The organism is Hydrogenophaga sp., assembly GCF_031426985.1.
Taxonomy (GTDB): domain Bacteria; phylum Pseudomonadota; class Gammaproteobacteria; order Burkholderiales; family Burkholderiaceae_C; genus Hydrogenophaga.
Genome location: NZ_JASJOY010000097.1, coordinates 18,000 through 37,223 on the forward strand (window position 1 = coordinate 18,000; position 19,224 = coordinate 37,223).

At 72.0% G+C, this 19,224-nt stretch carries 14 protein-coding genes; 4 read left to right on the forward strand and 10 right to left on the reverse strand.

Annotated features, from left to right (window positions below):
- The first annotated feature begins 97 nt into the window (after positions 1 to 97).
- Entirely contained in the window at positions 98 to 712 is a 615-nt protein-coding gene (locus RMP09_RS12440; RefSeq protein ID WP_310566286.1) for a glutathione S-transferase N-terminal domain-containing protein, read from the forward strand.
- 267 nt (positions 713 to 979) lie between these two features.
- Positions 980 to 2,191 (forward strand): cyclic nucleotide-binding domain-containing protein, encoded by a 1,212-nt coding sequence (locus tag RMP09_RS12445; RefSeq protein WP_310566287.1) that lies wholly within the window; start codon positions 980 to 982, stop codon positions 2,189 to 2,191.
- Between the two features lie 170 nt (positions 2,192 to 2,361).
- On the opposite strand, the gene RMP09_RS12450 is transcribed toward RMP09_RS12445, so the two are convergent.
- The 8 genes from RMP09_RS12450 to RMP09_RS12485 all read right to left on the reverse strand — a co-directional run bounded on the left by RMP09_RS12450 (position 2,362) and on the right by RMP09_RS12485 (position 9,873).
- Positions 2,362 to 2,805 carry a nuclear transport factor 2 family protein gene (locus RMP09_RS12450; protein ID WP_310566288.1) on the reverse strand — a complete coding sequence of 148 codons (444 nt, stop codon included), beginning with the start codon at positions 2,803 to 2,805 and terminating at the stop codon, positions 2,362 to 2,364.
- Between the two features lie 6 nt (positions 2,806 to 2,811).
- The gene (locus RMP09_RS12455) at positions 2,812 to 3,639 is read right to left on the reverse strand and encodes an SDR family NAD(P)-dependent oxidoreductase (RefSeq protein ID WP_310566289.1); all 828 of its coding nucleotides are present in this window, start codon (positions 3,637 to 3,639) and stop codon (positions 2,812 to 2,814) included.
- Positions 3,636 to 4,262 carry a DUF3833 domain-containing protein gene (locus RMP09_RS12460; protein ID WP_310566290.1) on the reverse strand — a complete coding sequence of 209 codons (627 nt, stop codon included), beginning with the start codon at positions 4,260 to 4,262 and terminating at the stop codon, positions 3,636 to 3,638. The genes RMP09_RS12455 and RMP09_RS12460 overlap by 4 nt, the downstream gene beginning before the upstream one ends.
- The gene (locus RMP09_RS12465; protein ID WP_310566291.1) at positions 4,259 to 5,683 is read right to left on the reverse strand and encodes an MFS transporter; all 1,425 of its coding nucleotides are present in this window, start codon (positions 5,681 to 5,683) and stop codon (positions 4,259 to 4,261) included. The genes RMP09_RS12460 and RMP09_RS12465 overlap by 4 nt, the downstream gene beginning before the upstream one ends.
- A gap of 4 nt (positions 5,684 to 5,687) precedes the next feature.
- The gene (locus RMP09_RS12470; protein ID WP_310566292.1) at positions 5,688 to 6,245 is read right to left on the reverse strand and encodes a chalcone isomerase family protein; all 558 of its coding nucleotides are present in this window, start codon (positions 6,243 to 6,245) and stop codon (positions 5,688 to 5,690) included.
- Entirely contained in the window at positions 6,242 to 7,582 is a 1,341-nt protein-coding gene (locus RMP09_RS12475) for a cyclopropane-fatty-acyl-phospholipid synthase family protein (protein ID WP_310566293.1), read from the reverse strand. Before RMP09_RS12475 ends, RMP09_RS12470 begins: the two co-directional genes overlap by 4 nt.
- Positions 7,583 to 7,595: 13 nt before the next feature.
- Positions 7,596 to 8,393, reverse strand: a complete 798-nt coding sequence (locus RMP09_RS12480) for a DUF1365 domain-containing protein (protein ID WP_310566294.1) — start codon at positions 8,391 to 8,393, stop codon at positions 7,596 to 7,598.
- A 61-nt stretch (positions 8,394 to 8,454) separates the two neighbouring features.
- Positions 8,455 to 9,873: an FAD-dependent oxidoreductase gene (locus RMP09_RS12485; protein WP_310566295.1), complete on the reverse strand. Its 1,419-nt coding sequence runs from the start codon at positions 9,871 to 9,873 to the stop codon at positions 8,455 to 8,457.
- A 447-nt stretch (positions 9,874 to 10,320) separates the two neighbouring features.
- Between RMP09_RS12485 and RMP09_RS12490 the strand changes: the two genes are divergently transcribed.
- On the forward strand, positions 10,321 to 11,295 hold the full coding sequence (locus RMP09_RS12490; protein ID WP_310566296.1) for a MerR family transcriptional regulator: 975 nt from the start codon (positions 10,321 to 10,323) through the stop codon (positions 11,293 to 11,295).
- Between the two features lie 107 nt (positions 11,296 to 11,402).
- Here the strand turns inward: RMP09_RS12490 and RMP09_RS12495 are convergent, their stop codons facing one another.
- Both RMP09_RS12495 and glnE read right to left on the reverse strand, forming a co-directional pair.
- Positions 11,403 to 12,044 (reverse strand): hypothetical protein, encoded by a 642-nt coding sequence (locus tag RMP09_RS12495; protein ID WP_310566297.1) that lies wholly within the window; start codon positions 12,042 to 12,044, stop codon positions 11,403 to 11,405.
- Positions 12,041 to 14,938 carry a bifunctional [glutamate--ammonia ligase]-adenylyl-L-tyrosine phosphorylase/[glutamate--ammonia-ligase] adenylyltransferase gene (gene glnE, locus RMP09_RS12500; RefSeq protein ID WP_409559721.1) on the reverse strand — a complete coding sequence of 966 codons (2,898 nt, stop codon included), beginning with the start codon at positions 14,936 to 14,938 and terminating at the stop codon, positions 12,041 to 12,043. Before glnE ends, RMP09_RS12495 begins: the two co-directional genes overlap by 4 nt.
- A gap of 14 nt (positions 14,939 to 14,952) precedes the next feature.
- On the opposite strand from glnE, the gene RMP09_RS12505 reads away from it, so the two are divergent.
- A complete protein-coding gene (locus RMP09_RS12505) occupies positions 14,953 to 19,065 on the forward strand; it encodes a YhdP family protein (RefSeq protein WP_310566299.1) in 4,113 nt (1,370 codons plus the stop codon).
- Positions 19,066 to 19,224 lie beyond the last annotated feature (159 nt).

The window sequence follows — 19,224 nt, forward strand, 5'->3', positions numbered from 1 at the left end:
GCCGCCGGGCGGATCTGGCAGGGCCGCACGCGCGTGGCGGCGGGCGTCGATAAAATGGCCGCTTGCATTGCCCTTCGAACCTGAACAACACCGACCCATGAAACTCATTGGCGCCACCACCAGCCCCTACGTGCGCAAGGTCCGCGTCGTCATGGCCGAAAAGAAACTGGACTACCAGTTCGTCCAGGAAGACGTGTGGTCGGCCGACACCGGCATCGCCACCTCCAACCCGCTGGGCAAGGTGCCCTGCCTGATCATGGAAGGCGCCGAAGCCGTGTTCGACTCGCGCGTGATCGTCGAGTACCTGGACACGCTCTCGCCCGTGGGCAAGCTGATTCCCACTTCCGGCCGCGAACGCGCCGAAATCAAGACCTGGGAAGCGCTGGCCGACGGCCTCATGGACGCCGCCATCCTGGCGCGGCTGGAGGCCACCTGGTCCGGCCGCAGCGACGAGCAGCGCTGCCAGGCCTGGATCGACCGCCAGCTGGGCAAGGTCGACGGCGCGCTCAAGGCCATGAGCCACGGCCTGGGCGACAAGCCGTTCTGCTCGGGCATCCACTTCAGCCTGTCGGACGTGGCCGTGGGCTGCGCGCTGGGCTATCTGCTGTTCCGCTTTCCGCAGATCGAGTGGCGCACCACCTACCCCAACCTGGCCCGCCTGTCGGACAAGCTCGCGCTGCGCCAGAGCTTCATGGACACGCGGCCGAGCTGATCGCTCGGTCCGCCCTGCGCCGCTGACGCGGCTTCCCCCTGCTGTGCGGGGGCGCGCACCCTGTGGCTTCTGAGCCTGTCGAATGGCCGTTCCACGGCTGCCCTGGATGGGGTCACGCGGGCCGGGCTGACGCCTGGGGCGGCGCTTGCGGTTCGTCGAGGTTCTGGAGGCCACCGCGGGCCCGGTCGGGCCTCAAGTTCCGCCGGGGGCCGTCGATAGGCAGTCAGGGGCGGTGCGATGGTCGCGGCCCCGTCGCTGCGCCACACCATGAACACCGCCACCCCCGCCCGCGCCTCCTCCCCGTCCTCGCCCATGCCCGTCGGGCCCGACGAAGGCTTCACCCAGCAGCGTTTCTATTCGGGTGATGTGCTCTACACCGAAGGCATGCCGGCCCACCACCTGTACGTGATCAAGGAAGGGTCGGTGGACCTCTACATGGTGCGCGAGGAAAAACGCGTGGTGGTCGAGACGCTGGGGCCGGGCCAGTGTTTTGGCGTGCCGGCGCAGCTGGTCAACGGGCGGCGCGGCAACAACGCCGCCGCACGCTCGTATTGCGAGCTGTACCTGGTCGGCCACGACACGCTGGAGAGCGAGCTGGCCGAGACCCCCAAGTTCACCCGCGGCCTGCTGCGCTCGCTGGTCGAGCGGCTGGAGGTGGCGCACGAACTCATCGCCACCCGCGTCAACTACCAGCCCGACATCCTGGTCTATGCGCAGCTGCTGCAACTGCTGGGCATGGCCGAAACCGGGCGGCCCAAGAACGATGTGCGCGGGGGATCGGGCCCCGCCGTGCTGGCCAGCCCGCTGCTGACCGACGTGTTCACCCAGGCGCGCGGTTTGCTGGGGCATTCGGATGTGCACATCCGCAACAGCATCGGCAAGTTGCTGCGCCTGCACCTGATCCGCGTCGACGATGAAAACGGCAGCGGCAAGCGCGTGATTTTCTCGCCCAAGGACATCGTGCACCAGGCCCGGCGCATCACCGAGGACCATGCCGACACGGAGAAGATGAGCTACGAATACGTGAGCGTGGACGAGTTCGCGGCCATGGTGGACGTGGACCGTTCGCTGCTGCTCAAGAAGCTCGCGGGCAGCGAGTTCTCCGAGGACATCTTCACCTTCCGCAAGAGCGAGGTGGTGCGCCTGCTCAACGACAAGGGCAAGAAGTTTTTCGCCGACCGCAAGATCAAGACGCCCGAGCAGTTCACCGACGTGGACGATCTGGTGTTCGCCGACCAGAAGTCGCTGTTCGACGCGGTGGGCCGTTGCGACCTGTACGACCTGGCCAAGCTGCTGTGCAGCCTGGAGGACGAGGCGCTGCGCCAAAAGCTGCTGGCCTGTCTGGCGCGCAGCAAACGCGAGGAAGTGCAGCAGGACATGGCCAGCATGGGCGCGGTGGACCCGATGGAGGTGCTGCAGACCGGCCGGACGCTGGTGGCCGCGGTGCGCGAGAAGATGCTCGGGAAGATGCCGGGGTAGAGATGGCCCCCCTGCGCCGCTGACGCGGCTTCCCCCCTGCTGCGCGGGGGGACGCACCCTGTGGCCGGGCGGAGCCCGTTCCACGGGTGCCCTGGAAGGGGGCACGCGCTTCGGTTGCGCCCGTACAGCCCGATGCGTGCGGGCCATTCGGCTTCGCTCCAATGGTGACTTTATGTGTTCGCCCGTCGCTTGAGCCAGCGCATCAGGGCGCCCACGCCGGGCAGTTTTTCGTACAGCTCTTCGGCCGCGTCCCAGTAGTCGCGGTGGTCGGCGATGCGACCGTCGGCGGCCAGTTGCAGGTGCGAGCCGCCGCGGATCACCTGCGGAGTGACCGTGTCGAAGCGTTTGAACCGGCAGTGGAATTCCCACACCAGGAACACCTGCGCGCCGTCGACGAGGCGCTGCGTCACCACGAAGCGCGGTTCGTGCAGGCTGGTGAACATGTGCTCGAACAGGCGCTGGATGGCCGCGTGCCCCTGCACCTCGTTGAACGGGTCTTTGAAGCGCGCCTCGGGGGTGTAGTGCGCGTCGATCTGCGCCAGGCTCTGTGGCGAGAGCGTTTCAAAGAACTGGCAGATGCGCCCGGTGGCGGCGCGGGCCTCGTCGGTGGTCATGGTGTTTTATAGCCCGGTGAAGCGCCGCACCAGCGGGAAGTACAGCCGGTGCGGCAGCACCCTCAGCAGCTTCATCCAGCGCGTGAAACGCTTGGGGTAGTGGATGTCGAAGGCGCCCGCGGCCCAGCCGTCCAGCATGGCCTGCGCCGCCTGCTCGGGGGTGATGAGGGCCGGCATGGCAAAGGCGTTCTGCGCCGTCAGCGGCGTCTGCACAAAGCCGGGGTGCACCACGCTCACGCCCAGGCCCTGCGGCTGCAGGTCGAGGTAGAGGTTTTCGGCCAGGTTGGTCAGCGCGGCCTTGGTCGGGCCGTAGGCCAGGCTCTGCGGCAGGCCGCGGTAGCCGGCCACGCTGCTGACCAGGCTGAGGTGGCCGCGGCCGCGCGCCAGCAGCGCGGGCAGCACCGCGTCCAGCACGTGCAGCGCACCGCGGAGGTTGATGTCCAGGTGGCGCTGCATCTCGACCAGGTCGAACGCCGTGGCGCGCTGGGCGCGGTAGTGGCCGGCGCAGTAGAGCACCAGGTCCAGCGGGCCCTGCGCCAGGATCTCGGTGGCACAGGTGCGCACGGCAGCGGCGTCGGTCACGTCCAGCGGCCAGGCCTGCAGGCCGGGGTGTGCCTGGGCCAGGGCCTGCAGCGCCGGGACGCCGCGCGCCGACACCAGCACCTGCGCGCCGCGCGCGGCCAGCGCCAGCGCGGTCGCGCGGCCGATGCCGGTGGAGCCGCCCACCACCCACACGCGCCGGCCCACCCACTGGCGCAGGCGCGGGTTGTAGGGGCGCAGCAGGTTCCAGCCCCCCGCGTCCGGCCGCTCGACCAGGCTGTGGGGCGCGCTCATGACGGACGCTTCACAAACGACAGCGTGACCTCGCCGAGGTGGATGCCGAACTTGCTCATGGCGGCCTTGTTGAGCATCACACGCTCATCCATCAGGTACATCCAGTCGTCGAACTGCACCTCCACAATCGTCGCCCCCACGCTCCCCGCTGCGCTTGGTTCGCTGCCCCCCGAGGGGGCGCTCGCGCCTTGGGGCGGCCCGGCGGCGCTCGGATCGCCGCCCACCGGCAGCGCCAGCGTGTAGCCCCAGCGGAAGGCGTTGCCCGCGGTCTGGCCCTGGGCCACGCCCACCACGTCGTCGGCCCGGCCTTCGTAGCGGCCGTTGCCCAGGTGTTTCAGGCGCCAGATGCGCTTTTGCGTGGTGCCGTCCGAGTAGACAAAGTCTTCGTCCAGCACCCCCTCGTCGCCGTTCCAGCTGCAGCGCATCACCACGGTGAAGCGTTTGACCACCTTGCCGCTGCGGTCGGTGAACACGCCGTAAGCGTCCAGCGTGCCGTTGAAATACTGGCGCAGGTCGAGCACGGGTTGGTCGCTCGCGTAGTCGGTGACCTGCGGGCCGGCGCAGCCGGTGAGGGCCAGGGCCGCCGCAGCGGCACCCGAGGTGATGAGCCGGCGGCGTTTCATGGGAGGGCTTTCAGGGGGGAGGACAGGGATGTGGCGGCGGGGCGCGCCGGCCGGATGAGCAGGGTGTGCAGCAGGCCGGCGGCCAGCAGCTTGAGGCCGCAGGGCAGCAGGCAGTAGGCGACGGTGAGGGTCCACAGGGCCTGTGGGTCGCGCGCGCCGGGCGTGTAGCCAAAGGCGCCCAGCAGCGGCAGCGCCAGGCCGGCGGCCAGGGCCAGGTTGAGTTTGGCGGCGAAGTTCCACCAGCCCAGGTAGGCGCCTTCGCGCTGGCCGCGTTCGCCCAGTTCGTCCACCAGGCCGGTGAGCAAGGCCGAGGGCAATGCCAGGTCGGTGCCCAGGGCGATGCCCGAGAGCGCGCAGACGATCAGGAAGGCCGCCACATCGCCCGCGCCCAGCGTGGCGGCCCAGATGAACACCGCCACCGACAGCGCCATGCCCATGAGCCAGGTGCGCGCCAGCCCGAGGCGCGGCACCAGCCGCACCCACAGCGGCAGCGACAGCGCGGCACACAGGAAGTAGGTGGCGAGGAACGCGGGCTCGATGCGGGCCGGGGCCTGCAGCCGGTCCTGCACGAAGAACAGCACGAGCGTGGCGGGCACCGCGCTCGCCGTGCCGTTGACCACGAACACCAGCAGCAGGCGCACAAAGCGCGGCTGGGCCAGCGGGTGGGTCTTGGCCCCCAGCCCAGGCTGCGCCGGGCCCCCCGAGGGGGTGCCGCCGTTCTGGGGGCGGCCCGGCGAACGATGGGCGGCGAGCTGTTGCTGTGGCGTGCCCTGCGCAGGCGCGCGCGTCGTGGGCGCCACCGCCCCGCTCCAGGACCACCAGCCCAGCGCCAGCAGCGCGGCGAAGGCGGTGACCGTGGCGTCCAGCCCCAGCGTGCCGGGCAGCACCGCCGCGGTGAGCACGCCGACCAGTGCCAGGCCTTCGCGCCAGGCGCTGATGCGGCTGCGCTGTGCCTCGCTGCCGCCCAGGCGCGTGCCCCAGGTCTGGTGCGCCACGCTGGCCACGCTGTAGGCCGCGCAGGTGATGGCCATGAGCACGCCGGCCCACACCAGCACGGTGCTGGCGTCGGCGCGCGTCGCGGCGGGCGGGAACAGCAGACCCCACAGACCCAGCGCCAGCACCACGGCGGCGGCACCGCCAGCGGCCAGCACCGCCCGGTGGCTGCGCGCGAACTGCCGGTCGGTCCAGCGGCCGATCAGCGGGTCCAGCACCGCGTCGAACAGGCGCGCGGCCAGCAGCACCGCGCCCAGCGCGGCCAGTGGCACGGCGAAGCTGCGCGCATAGTGGTGGGGCAGGATGACGTAGAGCGGCAGCGCCACGAAGGCCAGCGGCAGGCCCATGAGGCCGTAGCGCAGGCCGTGCCGCCAGGCGCCGGGCGCGGTGAAGCGCTCGGCCGGGGCGGTGGCGGTGGGCTGGTCCATGGTGTCAGCGCGCGCTGGCGCCGATCAGGGCCGTGCGCAGCTGCGGCGCCGAGGTGCCGGGCGACAGCCAGATGCCGAAGAAGCGCGCCGAGAACGCCGGGTCGTCCACCGTGGCGCGCAGCTGGCCGTTGAAATAGAAACGCGCGCCGCTGCCGGGCACGTGCACGCCCAGCAGTTCGTCTCCGGCCTTCACGTCCGGGAAGGCGCGCTGCATCGTGGCCAGCCACTCGCTGGCCTGCTGCGGCGACAGCGGTGCGATGGCCTGCATCTCGTCGATCGAGCGCTGCGCGATGTCGCTGCCTTTGAACGCGCGGCGGTATTGCAGCGCCAGCCCGAAGCGCTGCTGCTCAAAGCGCTGGGCGTTGAAGGCGGCACCCGCGTGCAGCGTGGCCTGGTAGACCTCGAAGCCCCAGTGGCGGAACAGCGAGCTGCCCACGGTCTGCTGGCCGCTGAGCGCGGCGTTGGCGGTGGGCTCGACGTTGCTCGCCTGCGCCGGCCACCACAGGGCGGCGGTGGTGGCCAGCACGGTGGCGGCGCGGGCGAACAGGGCGTGGTGTTTCACGGTTTGCGCAGGGTGAACTGCACCACGTCGGTGTTGCCTTCGGCGAATGCCGCTTCGCAATAGGCGAGGTAGAAGGTCCAGGTGCGCACGAAGCGCTCGTCGAAGCCGAGGGCGCGCACGGCGTCGAGCTGCTGCAGGAAGCGCTGGTGCCACTCGCGCAGGGTGCGCGCGTAGTCGGGGCCGAAGTGGAACTGGTCCACCACCTGCAGGCCGGCGCGTTCGGCCGCGGCGCGGAATGCGCGCGGGCTGGGCAGGCAGCCCCCCGGGAAGATGTACTGCTGGATGAAGTCGGTGCCGGCGATGTAGCGCTCAAACAGGTCGTCGCGGATGGTGATGCTCTGGATGCAGGCCTGGCCGCCGGTCTTGAGCAGGCGGGCGATGGCGCCGAAGTAGGTGTCCCAGTATTCGCGGCCCACGGCCTCGACCATCTCGATGGAGCAGATGGCGTCGTAGGGGCCATCGTCGATGTCGCGGTAATCCTGAAGGCGCAGGTCATGTGTGGCCCCCACGCTCCGCCGCTCGCGCGGGTCGCTGCCCCGGGATCGGGGAGGGACCCGGTCCATGCCGGATCCGGGGGCTCGCCCGCCTTGGGGCGGCCCGGCGGCGGGCGTGTCGGCTTCTGGCATACCGAGTCGCTCCATGCGTTTCTGCGCAAAGGCCAGTTGCTCGGTGGACAGGGTCACCCCGGTCACCGAGGCGCCGAATTCGGTGACCGCCTTTTCCGCCAGGGCGCCCCAGCCGCAGCCGATCTCCAGCACGCGGTCGCCAGGCTGCACACCGGCCAGACGCAGAGCGCGGCGCACCTTGGCGTGCTGCGCGGCCACCATGTCCTGATCGGACGACTCGAACAGGGCCGACGAGTAGTTCATCGTGCCGTCCAGCCACAGCTCGTAAAACGCATTGCCCAGGTCGTAGTGGGCGTGGATGTTCTGGCGGCTGTTGGCCTTGTTGTTGCGGTGGAGCCAGTGGCGCAGCCGGTAGGCCAGGCGGCCGAACCAGCTGCCGTAGACCGCGCCTTCGAGCGCGTCGCGGTTGGCGATCAGCAGGCGCAGCAGGGCGGTCAGGTCGGGGGTGGTCCAGTCACCGGCGATGTGGCTTTCGGCGAAGCCGATGTCGCCCGATCGAAACGTGGCGCCGAACACGTTCCAGTTCACCAGGCGCATGGAGGCATGCGGCCCTTCGGTGCTGCCGAAGCGCTGCACCGAGCCGTCGGGCAGCTGCAGGCTGAGGCTGCCGTGCCGCAGGCGCTGCAGCAGTTGCAGGGCGCTGCGGGCGGCGGCGGGGGCGTGGCGCGGCAGGGCCAGGCCGTTGGGCTGGGGCGCGGTGGTGCTGTTCATGGCGTCGGGGCTCTCAGGGCGGTGTCGATGCGGCGGTGACGAAGTCGGCCGGCGGGGCCGGCTGGCGGAAGAAGGGCGTGCGCTTGACCCACAGCCGCAGCGCCTGCCAGTGGATGCGGGCGATCACGGCCAGCGTGAGCGCGGGGTGGTCCCACAGGGCGCGGTGGCGGGTCTGCGCGTTCAGCGGCAGCAGCGTGCCGCTGACGCTGGTGGCGATCAGCACCGGGCCGCCGGCCTCGTCGTGGTAGTCGATGCGGGCGACGGTGCGGTCCTGGCCGCCGTGGCGCGTGCGCATGAAGACGAAGCGGTATTCCCCCTGCACCGGGCAGAAGGGCGAGACGTGGAACACCTTGGTGGCCGTGCAGGGCACGCCGTAGCGCGGCCGGTCGAGCAGGTAGCAGTGGCGTTCGCCGAAGGTGTTGTTGACCTCGGCGACGACGGCGCGCAGCGAACCGTCGGCCCGGTGGCCGTACCAGAAGCTCACCGGCTTGAAGGTGTGGCCCAGCACACGCGGGTAGGTGTGCAGCCAGATCTCGCCGTCGGCGTCCGTGATGCCGTGCTCGGCCAGCAGCCGCTCCATCCAGGCCAGCGCGTCCGGCCCGCCGGTGCCGTGGTCGGCATCGTGAAAGCCCAGCGCCGCGCGGCGGTTGCGCGCCAGGTCGCCGGGGCCGTGGGTGCGCAGGCTGCGCATGGGCAGCATCAGGAAGCAGGTCGGGTAGGCGAAGGCGTTGGCGCGCGGCCGGTGGCGCGTGTGGCGCACCTGGCCAAAGCCCACGAGGGCCTGGGCGGCACCCGTGCCCGCGGTGCTCATTGGACTTCCATCCGTGCTGCGCACGGCGGGGCTGAGCGCCTCCGGATCGGCCGGGCGGCGCTCATGCAAACACCCCGGGCAGTGCGGCGCGGCGCGCGGCGGCTTCGCCGGCCTGGGGCAGCAGGCCGTGGGCGTCGATCAGCGCCCGCGCCGCCTGCAGGCCGGCCTTGAGGCCGTCTTCGTGGAAGCCGTAGCCCATCCAGGCGCCGGCAAAGAAGGTCTGCTGCTGCCCCTGCAGCGCGGGCACCTGGGCTTGCGCGCGGATGGCCGCGAGGTCGAACACCGGGTGGTCGTAGCCGTAGTCGCCGATCACCTGGGCCGGGTCGATGCCGGTGGACGGGTTGAGCGAGACGATCACCGGCTGCGGCGTGGGCAGGGGCTGCAGGCGGTTGATCCAGTAGTGCAGGCAGACCTGGGCCGCTGCCGCGTGCGCCCCGACGCCGCGCGCGTAGTTCCAGGCCGCCCAGGCCTTGCGCTCGGTCGGCATCACCGAGGCGTCGGTGTGCAGCACCGCGCGGTTGGGCTGATAGCGGATCGCGCCGAGCACCGCCCGTTCGTCGGCGCGCGCGCCCTCGCCCAGCAGGGCCAGGGCCTGGTCGCTGTGGCAGGCCAGCACCACGGCGTCGAAGCGCTCGACCGCGCCGTCGCTGACGATGCGCACGCCGGCCCCGTCGCGCAGCACCTGGCGCACTGGGCGGTTCAGGCGCGCGTCGGGGATGCGCGCCACGATCTTCTGCACGTACTGGCGCGCGCCGCCGGCCACGGTGTACCACTGCGGCCGGTTCGTCACCTGGATCAGGCCGTGGTTGTGGCAAAAGCGCACCAGGGTCGCCACGGGGAACCGCAGCATCTGGTCGGTCGGGCAGCTCCAGATGCAGCCCAGCATGGGCAGCAAATACCAGTCGCGGAACGCATCGCTGAAGCGGTGCTGCGCCAGGAACTCGCCCAGCGGCTGCAGCAGCGGGCTGCCGTCGCCCAGGTCGTCGCCCCGCTTCGCCAGGCGCGTGGCCAGGTGGTTGAAGCGCACGATGTCGGCCAGCATGCGCCAGAAGCGCGGGTTGCCCAGGTTGGCGCGCTGCGCGAACACGCTGGACAGGTCCGAACCGCTCCACTCCAGCGGGCCGCCGTGGCGCCCGGCGCCTGGGGCCTGCACCGAGAACGACATGTCGGACGGCACGATGGCCACGTCCAGCTGGCGGAACAGGGCCTGCAGGTTGGGGTAGGTGCGCTGGTTGAGCACCAGGAAACCGGTGTCCACGCCGAAGGTGGTGGGGCGGCCGCTGGCGTCGGGCAGGGTCACGTCCACGGTGTGGGTGTGGCCGCCGAAATAGTCGCCGGCCTCGAACAGGGTGAGGTCGGCCAGGCCGGTCAGGGTGTGGGCGGCGGCCAGGCCCGAGATGCCGGAGCCGACGATGGCCACGCGGGGCCGGCGCGGCGCCTGGGCCCCGCCGATGGGGTATGCGATGGGGTCCGAGTCCATGGCTCAGACCCCCGACACGGTGCGGGCCCGGTGGACCGGAAAACAAAGGCCTGCGAAGCGCCCCGAAACGAAGGAGGGAGGGAGGGAGGAGGAGTGTCGCCTCGGGATTGCAGCCGCCCCGGAGGGCGGAAGGCTTCGCAGTGCAAAAAACCGGTGTGGCCAGCACGCCGACAGGGGGGCGGCCACACCGGTGTGGAGTCCGGCGCGGGGCAGAAAGTTCCGTGCGGGGTGGGGGCCGTGGGCGCCGTGGTGGGCCGCGGGCGCCCGCCCGGCCCCTTGGGGCGTGGCTTCCCGGGCCGCCAGGCCCCCGGGCGCAGCGGATGCGCGGGCGCCCGGCCGGCGGCGCACCGCCGCTTGCAGTTTGATCTGGACAAAAGTGCTGTTCATGGGTTCAATTCAAGAAATTGTGTTTGATTGAATCATTTGTCCTAGACAAATGCAAGTTCCATGACCGAATCTGCCCACACCATTGCCGACATTGAGCGCGACACCGGCCTGTCCAAAGACACCCTGCGTGTCTGGGAGCGGCGTTACGGCTTCCCGCTGCCGCTGCGCGACGCCCAGGGCGAACGGCGCTACGACGACGACCAGCTGCTGCGCCTGCGCCACATCCGGCGCTTGCTGGACGCCGGGCACCGCCCGGGGCAGGTGGTGCCGCTGCCGCTGGCCCAGCTGCTGACACTGGATACGCCGGCGCGGCCCCAACGGATGCAGGGCCAGGGGAAAAAAAGCGCCACGGCCCCGGCGCCGGGTGACGCTGTCGGCCCCGACCTGTCGCACTGGATGGACCTGCTGCGGGCGCAGCGCAGCCAGCCGCTGTACCAGGCCCTGCAACAGTGGCTGCTGGTGCACGGGCTCGGCGCCCTGGTGCGCGAGGTCATCGCCCCCATGAACCGGCGCGTGGGCCAGGCCTGGCTGGACGGCGAGCTGGCGGTGTTCGAGGAGCACCTCTACACCGAACTGGTGCAGCGGCTGCTGCGCACCGGGCTGTCGCAGGTGGTGCTGGCCAGCGCCCTGCGGCCGCCGCGGGTGTTGCTGACCACGGTGCCCGGCGAGGCCCACACCCTGGGCCTGCTCATGGCCGAGTGCATGCTGGTGCTCGAAGGCTGCGAGACCGTGTCGCTGGGGGCCCAGACGCCGCTGCGCGACATCGCCGAAGCCGCCCGTGCCCGCGAGGCCGACGTGGTGGCGCTGGGGTTTTCGTCCGCGCTCAGGCCGCGCGACGCCCGCACCGCGCTCGAACAGCTGCACCCGCAACTGCCGCCGTCGGTGCTGTTGTGGACCGGTGGGCAGTGCCCGGGCCTGCAGAAAGGGCCGCGCGGCGCGGCGCGGCTGGCCGGCCACACCCACATGGACGAACTGGACCAGATCGCGCCGGCCGTCGCGCGCTGGCGGGCCGAACGCACCACCACGGCCACCTGAGCCGAGGCGGTGCACGCGAGGGCTTGCAGGGCAGGACGACCCGGCCCAACGGCCCCACCCACCCGGCGGCACGACCACCGGGGCGCGGTCCTCAGCCGACGTTCAGGTCAGGGGTGCACCGTTTCGTCCGGCGCCGCGGGCGGGCTGGGCACCCGTGCGCGCCGGCGGACCGTGGGCAACCAGCGGGCCAGCCCACCCAGGCACAGCCCCCAGGCCGCGCCGGCCAGGTGGGCCGCCTGCACCAGCGAACGGTCGTTGCCGCTGTCCCAGACCACCGGGTGGTCCCAGGCGCGTTCCAGGCCCAGCTTGATCAGCAACCCCGCCATCAGCAGCCCGCCCCAGCGCTGCGCCTGCGGCATCTCGATGCGCCGCTGCAGCAGCTGCACCGCCAGCACCGCCCAGCCGGCGTGCAGCACGCCCGACAGGCCGATCGAATAGCCGATCTGCGGCCACAGCGACAGCGTGGCCTGCGCCAGCGGCCAGGCCAGCAGCCAGGCCAGGGTGCTGGTCCAGGGTGGGCGCACCACCCACGCGAACGCGGTGAGCACGCCCAGCGCCAGCTGGTGGCCGATCAGCTGCGGCGTGCTCTGGTACACCCAGGCGCTGGTCCACAGCGTCCAGGGGTGGTGCAGGTCTTCGTCGGAGCGCCAGGTCATCCACTCCAGCGTGGTGGGTTGCGTCCACCACAGCAGCATGCTGGCCACGCCGTGCAGCGCGCACAGCAGCAGCCAGCTGCGCGGTCGCCTCATCGGCCCAGCACGTGCGCCCAGAGGGTGCGCACCGCGGCGGCCAGGGGTTCGGCCTGGTCCGCGTCGATCTGGGTCGGCGCTTCGTCCAGGCGCGCGCGGTGCTGCAGGTGGCGCAGTGTGCGGTAGGCGTCGGCCGCGGCCTGGCCCACGCCGGCGGGCAGCAGGCCCACGGCTTCGGCGCGCTGCAGCAGGGCGATGTTGCCCAGGTTGCCGCGCAGCTCGGGGTGGGTGCCCGAATGCGCCAGCACCAGGTACTGCACGACGAACTCCACGTCCACCATGGCGCCCACGCTGTGCTTGACGTCGAACGCGCCCGCCTTGACCGGGTGCGCCGCGCGCACCTTCTCGCGCATGCTCGTCAGCTCCTGCGCCAGCGCCGCGTGGTCGCGCTCGGCGGTGATCACGCTTTCGCGCACCGCGTCGAAGCGGGCCGCGAGCGAAGTGGGGTCGGCTGGCGATGCCGCGGACCCGCCGCCGGGCCGCCCCAAGGCGGGGCCAGCCCCCTCGGGGGGCAGCGAACCACGCGCAGCGGGGAGCGTGGGGGCGATGACGCACCGCGCTCGCGTCATGGCCTGGTGTTCCCAGGTCCAGGCGGTGTTGCTGCCGCGGCCGCGCTGGTAGTCGTCGTAGGCGGCGAAGCTGGTCACCAGCAGGCCCGAATTGCCGTTGGGCCGCAGCGCGGTGTCGATCTCGTACAGGTCGCCCTCGCCGGTCTTGACCTGCAGCCAGTTGATGAGCTTGCGCACGAAGCCGGCGTAGATCTCGTTGGCGCTCTCGTGCTCGTCGTCGAACACGAAGACGATGTCCAGGTCGCTGCCGTAGCCCAGCTCTTTGCCGCCGAGCTTGCCGTAGCCGATGATGGCAAAGGCCGGTTCGTCGCGGTGGCGGTTTTTCAGCCGCGCCCAGCACCAGCGCGCGGTCACGCGCAGCACCGCGTCGGCCAGCGCGCTCAGGTCGTCGGCCACCTGCTCGACGGTCAGCACGCCCTCCACGTCGCGCGCCAGGGTGCGGAAGACTTCGGCGTGGTGCGCGCGGCGCAGCAGGTTCAGCAGGGCCTCTTCGTCGTCTTCGCCGGTGCGCTGCAGCGAGCGGCGGCGCTCTTCCAGGTCGGCTTCGAAACCGGCGGCGTCGAAGCGGTCGGTCAGCAGCTGCTGGCTGGCCAGTTCGTCGATCACGCCCGGGTGCTTGAGCAGGTAACGCGCCGGCCACTTGGCCGCGCCCAGCAGGCGCAGCAGGCGCTCGTGCACCGAGGGGCGCTCCTGCAGCAGGGCCAGGTAACTCTCGCGGCGCAGCAGCGGCTCGATCCAGTCGGCCAGGCGCAGCGCGGCGATTTCGCTCACGCGCCCTTCTTCCAGCCAGGCGCCGGTGCGTTCGACCAGGCGCACCAGGCGCACGCGCGCGTCTTCGCGCAGGGCCAGCACGCGCGGGTGGGCGCTCCATTCGGCCACCTTGGCGGCAAAGGCCGCGGGCAGGCCGGGCAGCACGCCCTGCAGGTCTTCCACCGCGCTGCGGCCCCCGTTCTTGCCGTTGCAGCCCTTGCCGTTGCAGCCGCCGTTGCCCGCGCCGCCGAGCAGGATGTCGAACTCGTGCGCCACCACCTCGCGGTGGCTGTCGAGTTCGTGCAGGAAGGCGCAGGTGTCGGGGTAGCCCAGGGTGGCGGCGATCCAGGCCAGATCGTCGTCGCGCTCGGGCATCAGGTGGGTCTGCTGGTCGTCCAGGTACTGGATGCGGTGCTCGACCTTGCGCAGGAACTCGTAGGCCTGGGCCAGGGCTTCGGCGGTGGCCGCCGGCATCAGGTTGGCCTTGCTCACGCAGGTCAGGGCCTGCAGCGTGGGGCGCTTGCGCAGCTCGGGGAACTGGCCGCCGCGCACCACCTGCAGCAGCTGCACGGTGAATTCGATTTCGCGGATGCCGCCGCGCGAGAGCTTGACGTCGTTGGCGCGGCCCGGGTTGCCCGCGGCGCGCTTGGCCGCGTGGTCGCGGATCTGGCGGTGCAGCGTGCGCAGCGATTCAAAGACGTTGTAGTCCAGGTACTTGCGGAACACGAAGGGCAGCACCGCGCCGCGCAGGGCGCTGGCGTTGCCGCTGGTGATGCAGGCGGCCGGCGCGATGACGCGGCTCTTGAGCCAGGCGAAACGTTCCCACTCGCGGCCCTGGACCAGGAAATACTCCTCCAGCGCGCCCAGCGACACCGTGGCCGGGCCCGAGTTGCCGTTGGGCCGCAGCGCCAGGTCGACCCGGAACACCTGGCCGTGTTCGGTGGTTTCGCCCACCGTGTTGTAGATGTGCCGGACCGCCTTGGCGAAGTACTCGTGGTGGGTGATGCGGTTGCGTCCGCTGGCGTTGCCGGCGGTCTCGCCGTCGGTGTCGTAGACGTAGATCAGGTCGATGTCGCTGGACACGTTGAGTTCGCGCGCGCCCAGCTTGCCCATGCCGATCACCCACAGCTGGGCACGCTGGCCGTTCTCGCCGATGGGCGCGCCGTACAGCGCGTCCAGCTCGGCAAAGGCCAGGGCGCAGGCGTGGTCCAGCGCGAGTTCGGCCAGTTCGGTGACGGCGCGCGTCACGTCGGCCAGCGACGCGCCCTGCTCGCAGTCCAGCACCACCAGGCGTTCCATGACCAGCTGGCGCAGCACGCGCAGCGCGGCCGGCATGGCCAGGCCGCGTTCACGCAGGCGGGCCAGGCACTCGCCCATGGTGGCGTGCACCGGCGGGCCGGCGGGCAGCAGGGGCAGTTCGTCGCCGTAGCGGCGGCGGATGCGCTGCACAAACCGCGAATGCTCGGCGCGCCGGTCCGCCTCGGTCAAGGCGGGGCGGGCCCCACAGGGCCGGGACACATTTGTTGACACGCCGGAAACATCCGCTGCGGAACCTGGAGAAGGGCTGACCGTCATAATTTGCGTTGGACATGAATCAAAGCCAGGCGCCGATCGCGACGGCCACGCGAACCCTCAAAACCCTTTCCGTGGCGACGCGGCTGCTGTTGTGGCTGGTCCTGGCGGCGTGGGCGTTGCTGGCCGCCTCCTGGGGAGCCTTGCACCTCTGGATTGTGCCGCGTATCGACGACTGGCGCCCCGAGCTGGAACGCTGGGCAACGCGCGCTGTGGGGGTACCCGTGCAGGTCGGTGCGATCCGCGCCGAATCCGGGCAGGGCGGCCACCTCTGGCTGCCGGACTTCCTGCCCGGCCTGGCCCCCAGTCTCGAACTCACCGACGTGCAGCTGCTCGATGCCCAGGGCCGGGCCGCCCTGCGCCTGCCCAGCGTGCGCACCACGCTCTCGCCGCGCTCGCTCTGGCGCCTGGGCTTTGACCAGGTGCTGCTGCAGGCGCCGGTGCTGGACGTGCGGCGCACCGCGCAGGGCCGCATCGAAGTCGCGGGGCTGGACCTGTCCGGCCCCACCAGCGGCGACACCGCCGCGGCCGACTGGTTCTTCGCGCAACCAGAATTCGTGATCCAGGGCGGCACCGTGCGCTGGACCGACGAGCTGCGCGGCCAGCCGCCGCTGGCCCTGTCGGCGCTGGACTTCGTGCTGCGCAACACCGCGCGGCGCCACGAATTCCGCCTGGACGCCACGCCGCCGGCCGACTGGGGCCAGCGCCTGAGCCTGCGCGGGCGCCTGCGCGAACCGCTGCTGGACCTGCGCCACCGCCGCCCCGGCCAGGCGCCCTGGCACAACTGGAGCGGTGAGCTCTACGCCGATCTGCCCCATGCCGACCTGGCGCGCCTGCGCGCGCACGCCGACCTGTCCGACTGGGGCGTGGACCTGCGCAGCGGCCAGGGCGCCTTGCACCTGTGGGCCGACGTGACGGCCGGGCGCATCGGCGGCGTCACCGCCGACCTGGCCTTGCAGACGGTGCAGGCCCAGCTGGGCCCGCAGCGGCCGGCGCTGGCCATCGACGAGCTGCAGGGCCGGCTGAGCGCGCACTGGGGCGACGAGGGCTATGGCTTTGCCACCGAAGACCTGCGCTTTCGCACCCGCGGCGGCCAGGTCTGGCCGGGCGGTCACCTGTCGATCCAGCACGCCAGCGCCCGCTCGGGCCGCGAGGCCGGCACGGTGCTGGCGGCCGACCGCATCGACCTGGGCGCGCTGGCCGCCATCGCCACCCACCTGCCGCTGTCCACCACCACCCACGGCTGGCTGGCGCGCCTGCAGCCGGCGGGCCAGGTGCAGGGCCTGAGCGCCAGCTGGCAGGGCATGGCCCCCGGCGCGGCCGGCTACCGCGCCAAGGGCCGCGTGCAGGGCCTGGCGCTGGCCGGGCAGGACAGCGGCCAGACCTCGGCCTTCGGCCCCTACCCCCTGCCCGGCCGCCCGGGCATCCGCGGCGCGGCGGTGGACTTCGACTTCGACCAGAACGGCGGCCGCGCCCAGGTGGCGGTGCAGGACGGCGCGCTGGAACTGCCCGGCGTGTTCGAAGAACGGTTGCTGCCCCTGCGGCAACTGGCCACCGAGGCCCGCTGGACACGCCAGGGCGAACGCGTCGATGTCTGGCTGGAACGCCTGAGCATGGCCAACGCCGACGCCCAGGGCACCGGCCAGGCGCACTGGCACACCGGCGACCCGGCCACCAGCCCGGCGCGTTCGCGTTTCCCGGGCGTGCTGGACCTCAGCGCCACGCTCACCCGCGCCGACGCCACCCGTGTGCACCGCTACCTGCCGCTGAGCGTGGGCCCCGAGGCGCGGCGCTACGTGCGCGAAGCGGTGCGCGCCGGTGCCGCCGACCGGGTCGACTTCCGCGTGCAGGGCGAGGTCTGGGACCTGCCGTTCAACACGCCCGGCGCGCAGGGCACCTTCCGCATCGCCGCCGGCCTGCGCGACGTCGATTTCCAATACGTGCCCGCCTTCCTGCAGGTGGCCGGCGACCTGCCCTGGCCCGCGCTGCGCGGCGTGCAGGGCGAGCTGCTGCTCGACCGCGCCGCGCTGCGGTTGAGCGGCGTGCAGTCGGGCCTGGACGGGGCACCCAACGTGCGGCTGGGGCAGGCCAGCATCGGCATCGCCGACCTGGCCCACACCTCCACCCTGGTGGTCAGCGCGCAGGCCCAGGGCCCGGCGAACGAGGTGCTGGGCTTTGTGCGCCGCTCGCCGCTGAACGCCATGACCGGCGAGGCGCTGGCCCAGGCGCAGATCAACGGCCCGGCGCAGGTGCAGTTCGGGCTGAGCCTGCCGCTCCATGCGGTGGAGCGCACCAGCGTGCGCGGCACGGTGCAGTTCTCCGGCAACGATGTCCGCATCACGCCCGAATCGCCCCTGCTGGCGCGCGCCACCGGCACGCTGGACTTCAGCGAACAGGGCTTCGGCATCAGCGCAGCGCAGGCGCGCCTGTACGGCGGCGAACTGCGCTTTGACGGCGGCATGCGGCCCGATGCGCGGGGCGTGCCGCGCATCCAGTTCCGCGGCCAGGGCACGGCCAGCGCCGAAGGCCTGCGCGACGCCGGGCTGGGCTTCGTCTCGCGCCTGTTCGCCCACGCCAGCGGCAGTGCCGCCTACAGCGCGCAGCTGGGTTTTCGCGCCGGCGAGCCGGAGCTGCAGGTCAGCAGCAGCCTGCAGGGCATGGCGCTGCAGCTGCCCGCGCCGCTGGGCAAGGCGGCGGCCGACAGCCTGCCCATGAGGCTGGACACCAGCGTGCTCAGCACCACCGGCGCGGTGGGCGGCGAGCGGGCGCTGACCGACCGGTTGCGGGTGGACATCGGCGCCGCGGCGCAACCGCTGCTGGCGCTGCACTACGAGCGCGACATCAGCGGCCCCGAGGCGCGCGTGCAACGCGGCAGCATCGCCCTCGGGCTGGGCGCGGGCGAGGCGGCGCCCCTGCCCGCGGCCGGGGTGGTGGCCAATGTGCACACGACGCAGCTGGACGCCGACGCCTGGGAAAAGGCCTTCACCCGCGCCACCGGGGTGGGCGTGCGGGCGCCGGCCGAGGCGGCCAGCGCCGCCAGCCTGAGCTACCTGCCCACCAGCCTGGCCCTGCGCACCGACCGCCTGACCCTGGACGGGCGCAGCTTCCAGCACGTGGTGGTCGGCGCCTCGCGCGAAGGCAGCGGGCCCTGGCGCGCCAACATCGAAGCCGATGAACTGGGCGGTTATGTCGAATACCGCCAGCCCAGCGGCGGCCAGCCGGGCAGCGTGTTCGCGCGGCTGGCCCGCCTGACGCTGGCGCCCGGCGCGGCCCGCGAGGTCGAAGCCATCCTGCAGGAGCCCAGCAGCGTGCCGGCGCTGGACATCGCGGTGGACGAACTCACCGTGGCCAACCGCCTGCTCGGGCGGGCCGAGATCGAGGCGGTCAACCGCGGCGGGCCCACGCGCCAGCGCGAATGGCGGCTGACCAAACTCAAACTGGCCATGCCCGAGGCGCGGCTGTCGGCCACCGGCAACTGGGCCGCCACGGCCAGCGGGCCGGGCACCGCCCGGCGCACCGCGCTGAGCTTCGCGCTGGACATCGACGATTCCGGCCAGCTGCTGACCCGCCTGGGGAGCGAGGGGCTGGTGCGCGGGGGCAAGGGCCGCATCGAAGGCAACATCGGCTGGCTCGGTTCGCCGCTGTCGCTGGACCACGCCAGCCTCTCGGGCCAGGTCAAGGCCGACATCGAGCGCGGCCAGTTCCTGAAGGTGGAACCCGGCGCGGCCAAGCTGCTGGGCGTGCTCAGCCTGCAGGCCTTGCCGCGGCGCCTGCTGCTGGACTTCCGCGACGTGTTCTCCGAAGGCTTCGCGTTCGATTTCGTGCGCGGCGACGCGCGCATCGAACAGGGCGTGCTGCGCACCAACAACCTGCAGATGAAGGGCGTGAACGCTGCCGTGCTGATGGAAGGCAGCGCCGACCTGGCCCGCGAGACGCAGGACCTGACCGTGGTGGTGGTGCCCGAGATCAACGCCGGCACCGCCTCGCTGCTGGCCACCGCCGTCAACCCCGCCGTGGGCCTGGGCACCTTCCTGGCCCAGTTGCTGCTGCGCCAGCCGCTGCAGAGCGCGGCCACGCAGCAGTTCCACATCACCGGGGGCTGGGCCGACCCGCAAGTCATCAAGAAATGACCCCCCTGCGCCGCTGCGCGGCTTCCCCCCTGCTGCGCGGGGGGACGCACCCTGTGGCCGGGCCAAGCCCGTTCCACGGGTGCCCTGGATCAAAGCCCGCGCGCCGGATGAGGGTGTGCGGTTTCACACTCTGAAGTAACCTCGCCTGTCATTGAAGAA

Bases quoted from the DNA above. Each gene is read 5' to 3' on its own strand.
- RMP09_RS12455 (WP_310566289.1), bottom strand. From the start codon at position 3,639: ATGAGCGCGCCCCACAGCCTGGTCGAGCGGCCGGACGCGGGGGGCTGG.
- RMP09_RS12475 (WP_310566293.1), bottom strand. From the start codon at position 7,582: ATGAACAGCACCACCGCGCCCCAGCCCAACGGCCTGGCCCTGCCGCGC.
- RMP09_RS12450 (WP_310566288.1), bottom strand. From the start codon at position 2,805: ATGACCACCGACGAGGCCCGCGCCGCCACCGGGCGCATCTGCCAGTTC.
- RMP09_RS12495 (WP_310566297.1), bottom strand. From the start codon at position 12,044: ATGAGGCGACCGCGCAGCTGGCTGCTGCTGTGCGCGCTGCACGGCGTG.
- RMP09_RS12445 (WP_310566287.1), top strand. From the start codon at position 980: ATGAACACCGCCACCCCCGCCCGCGCCTCCTCCCCGTCCTCGCCCATG.
- RMP09_RS12480 (WP_310566294.1), bottom strand. From the start codon at position 8,393: ATGAGCACCGCGGGCACGGGTGCCGCCCAGGCCCTCGTGGGCTTTGGC.
- RMP09_RS12440 (WP_310566286.1), top strand. From the start codon at position 98: ATGAAACTCATTGGCGCCACCACCAGCCCCTACGTGCGCAAGGTCCGC.
- RMP09_RS12460 (WP_310566290.1), bottom strand. From the start codon at position 4,262: ATGAAACGCCGCCGGCTCATCACCTCGGGTGCCGCTGCGGCGGCCCTG.
- glnE (WP_409559721.1), bottom strand. From the start codon at position 14,938: ATGACGGTCAGCCCTTCTCCAGGTTCCGCAGCGGATGTTTCCGGCGTG.
- RMP09_RS12505 (WP_310566299.1), top strand. From the start codon at position 14,953: ATGAATCAAAGCCAGGCGCCGATCGCGACGGCCACGCGAACCCTCAAA.
- RMP09_RS12485 (WP_310566295.1), bottom strand. From the start codon at position 9,873: ATGGACTCGGACCCCATCGCATACCCCATCGGCGGGGCCCAGGCGCCG.
- RMP09_RS12490 (WP_310566296.1), top strand. From the start codon at position 10,321: ATGACCGAATCTGCCCACACCATTGCCGACATTGAGCGCGACACCGGC.
- RMP09_RS12465 (WP_310566291.1), bottom strand. From the start codon at position 5,683: ATGGACCAGCCCACCGCCACCGCCCCGGCCGAGCGCTTCACCGCGCCC.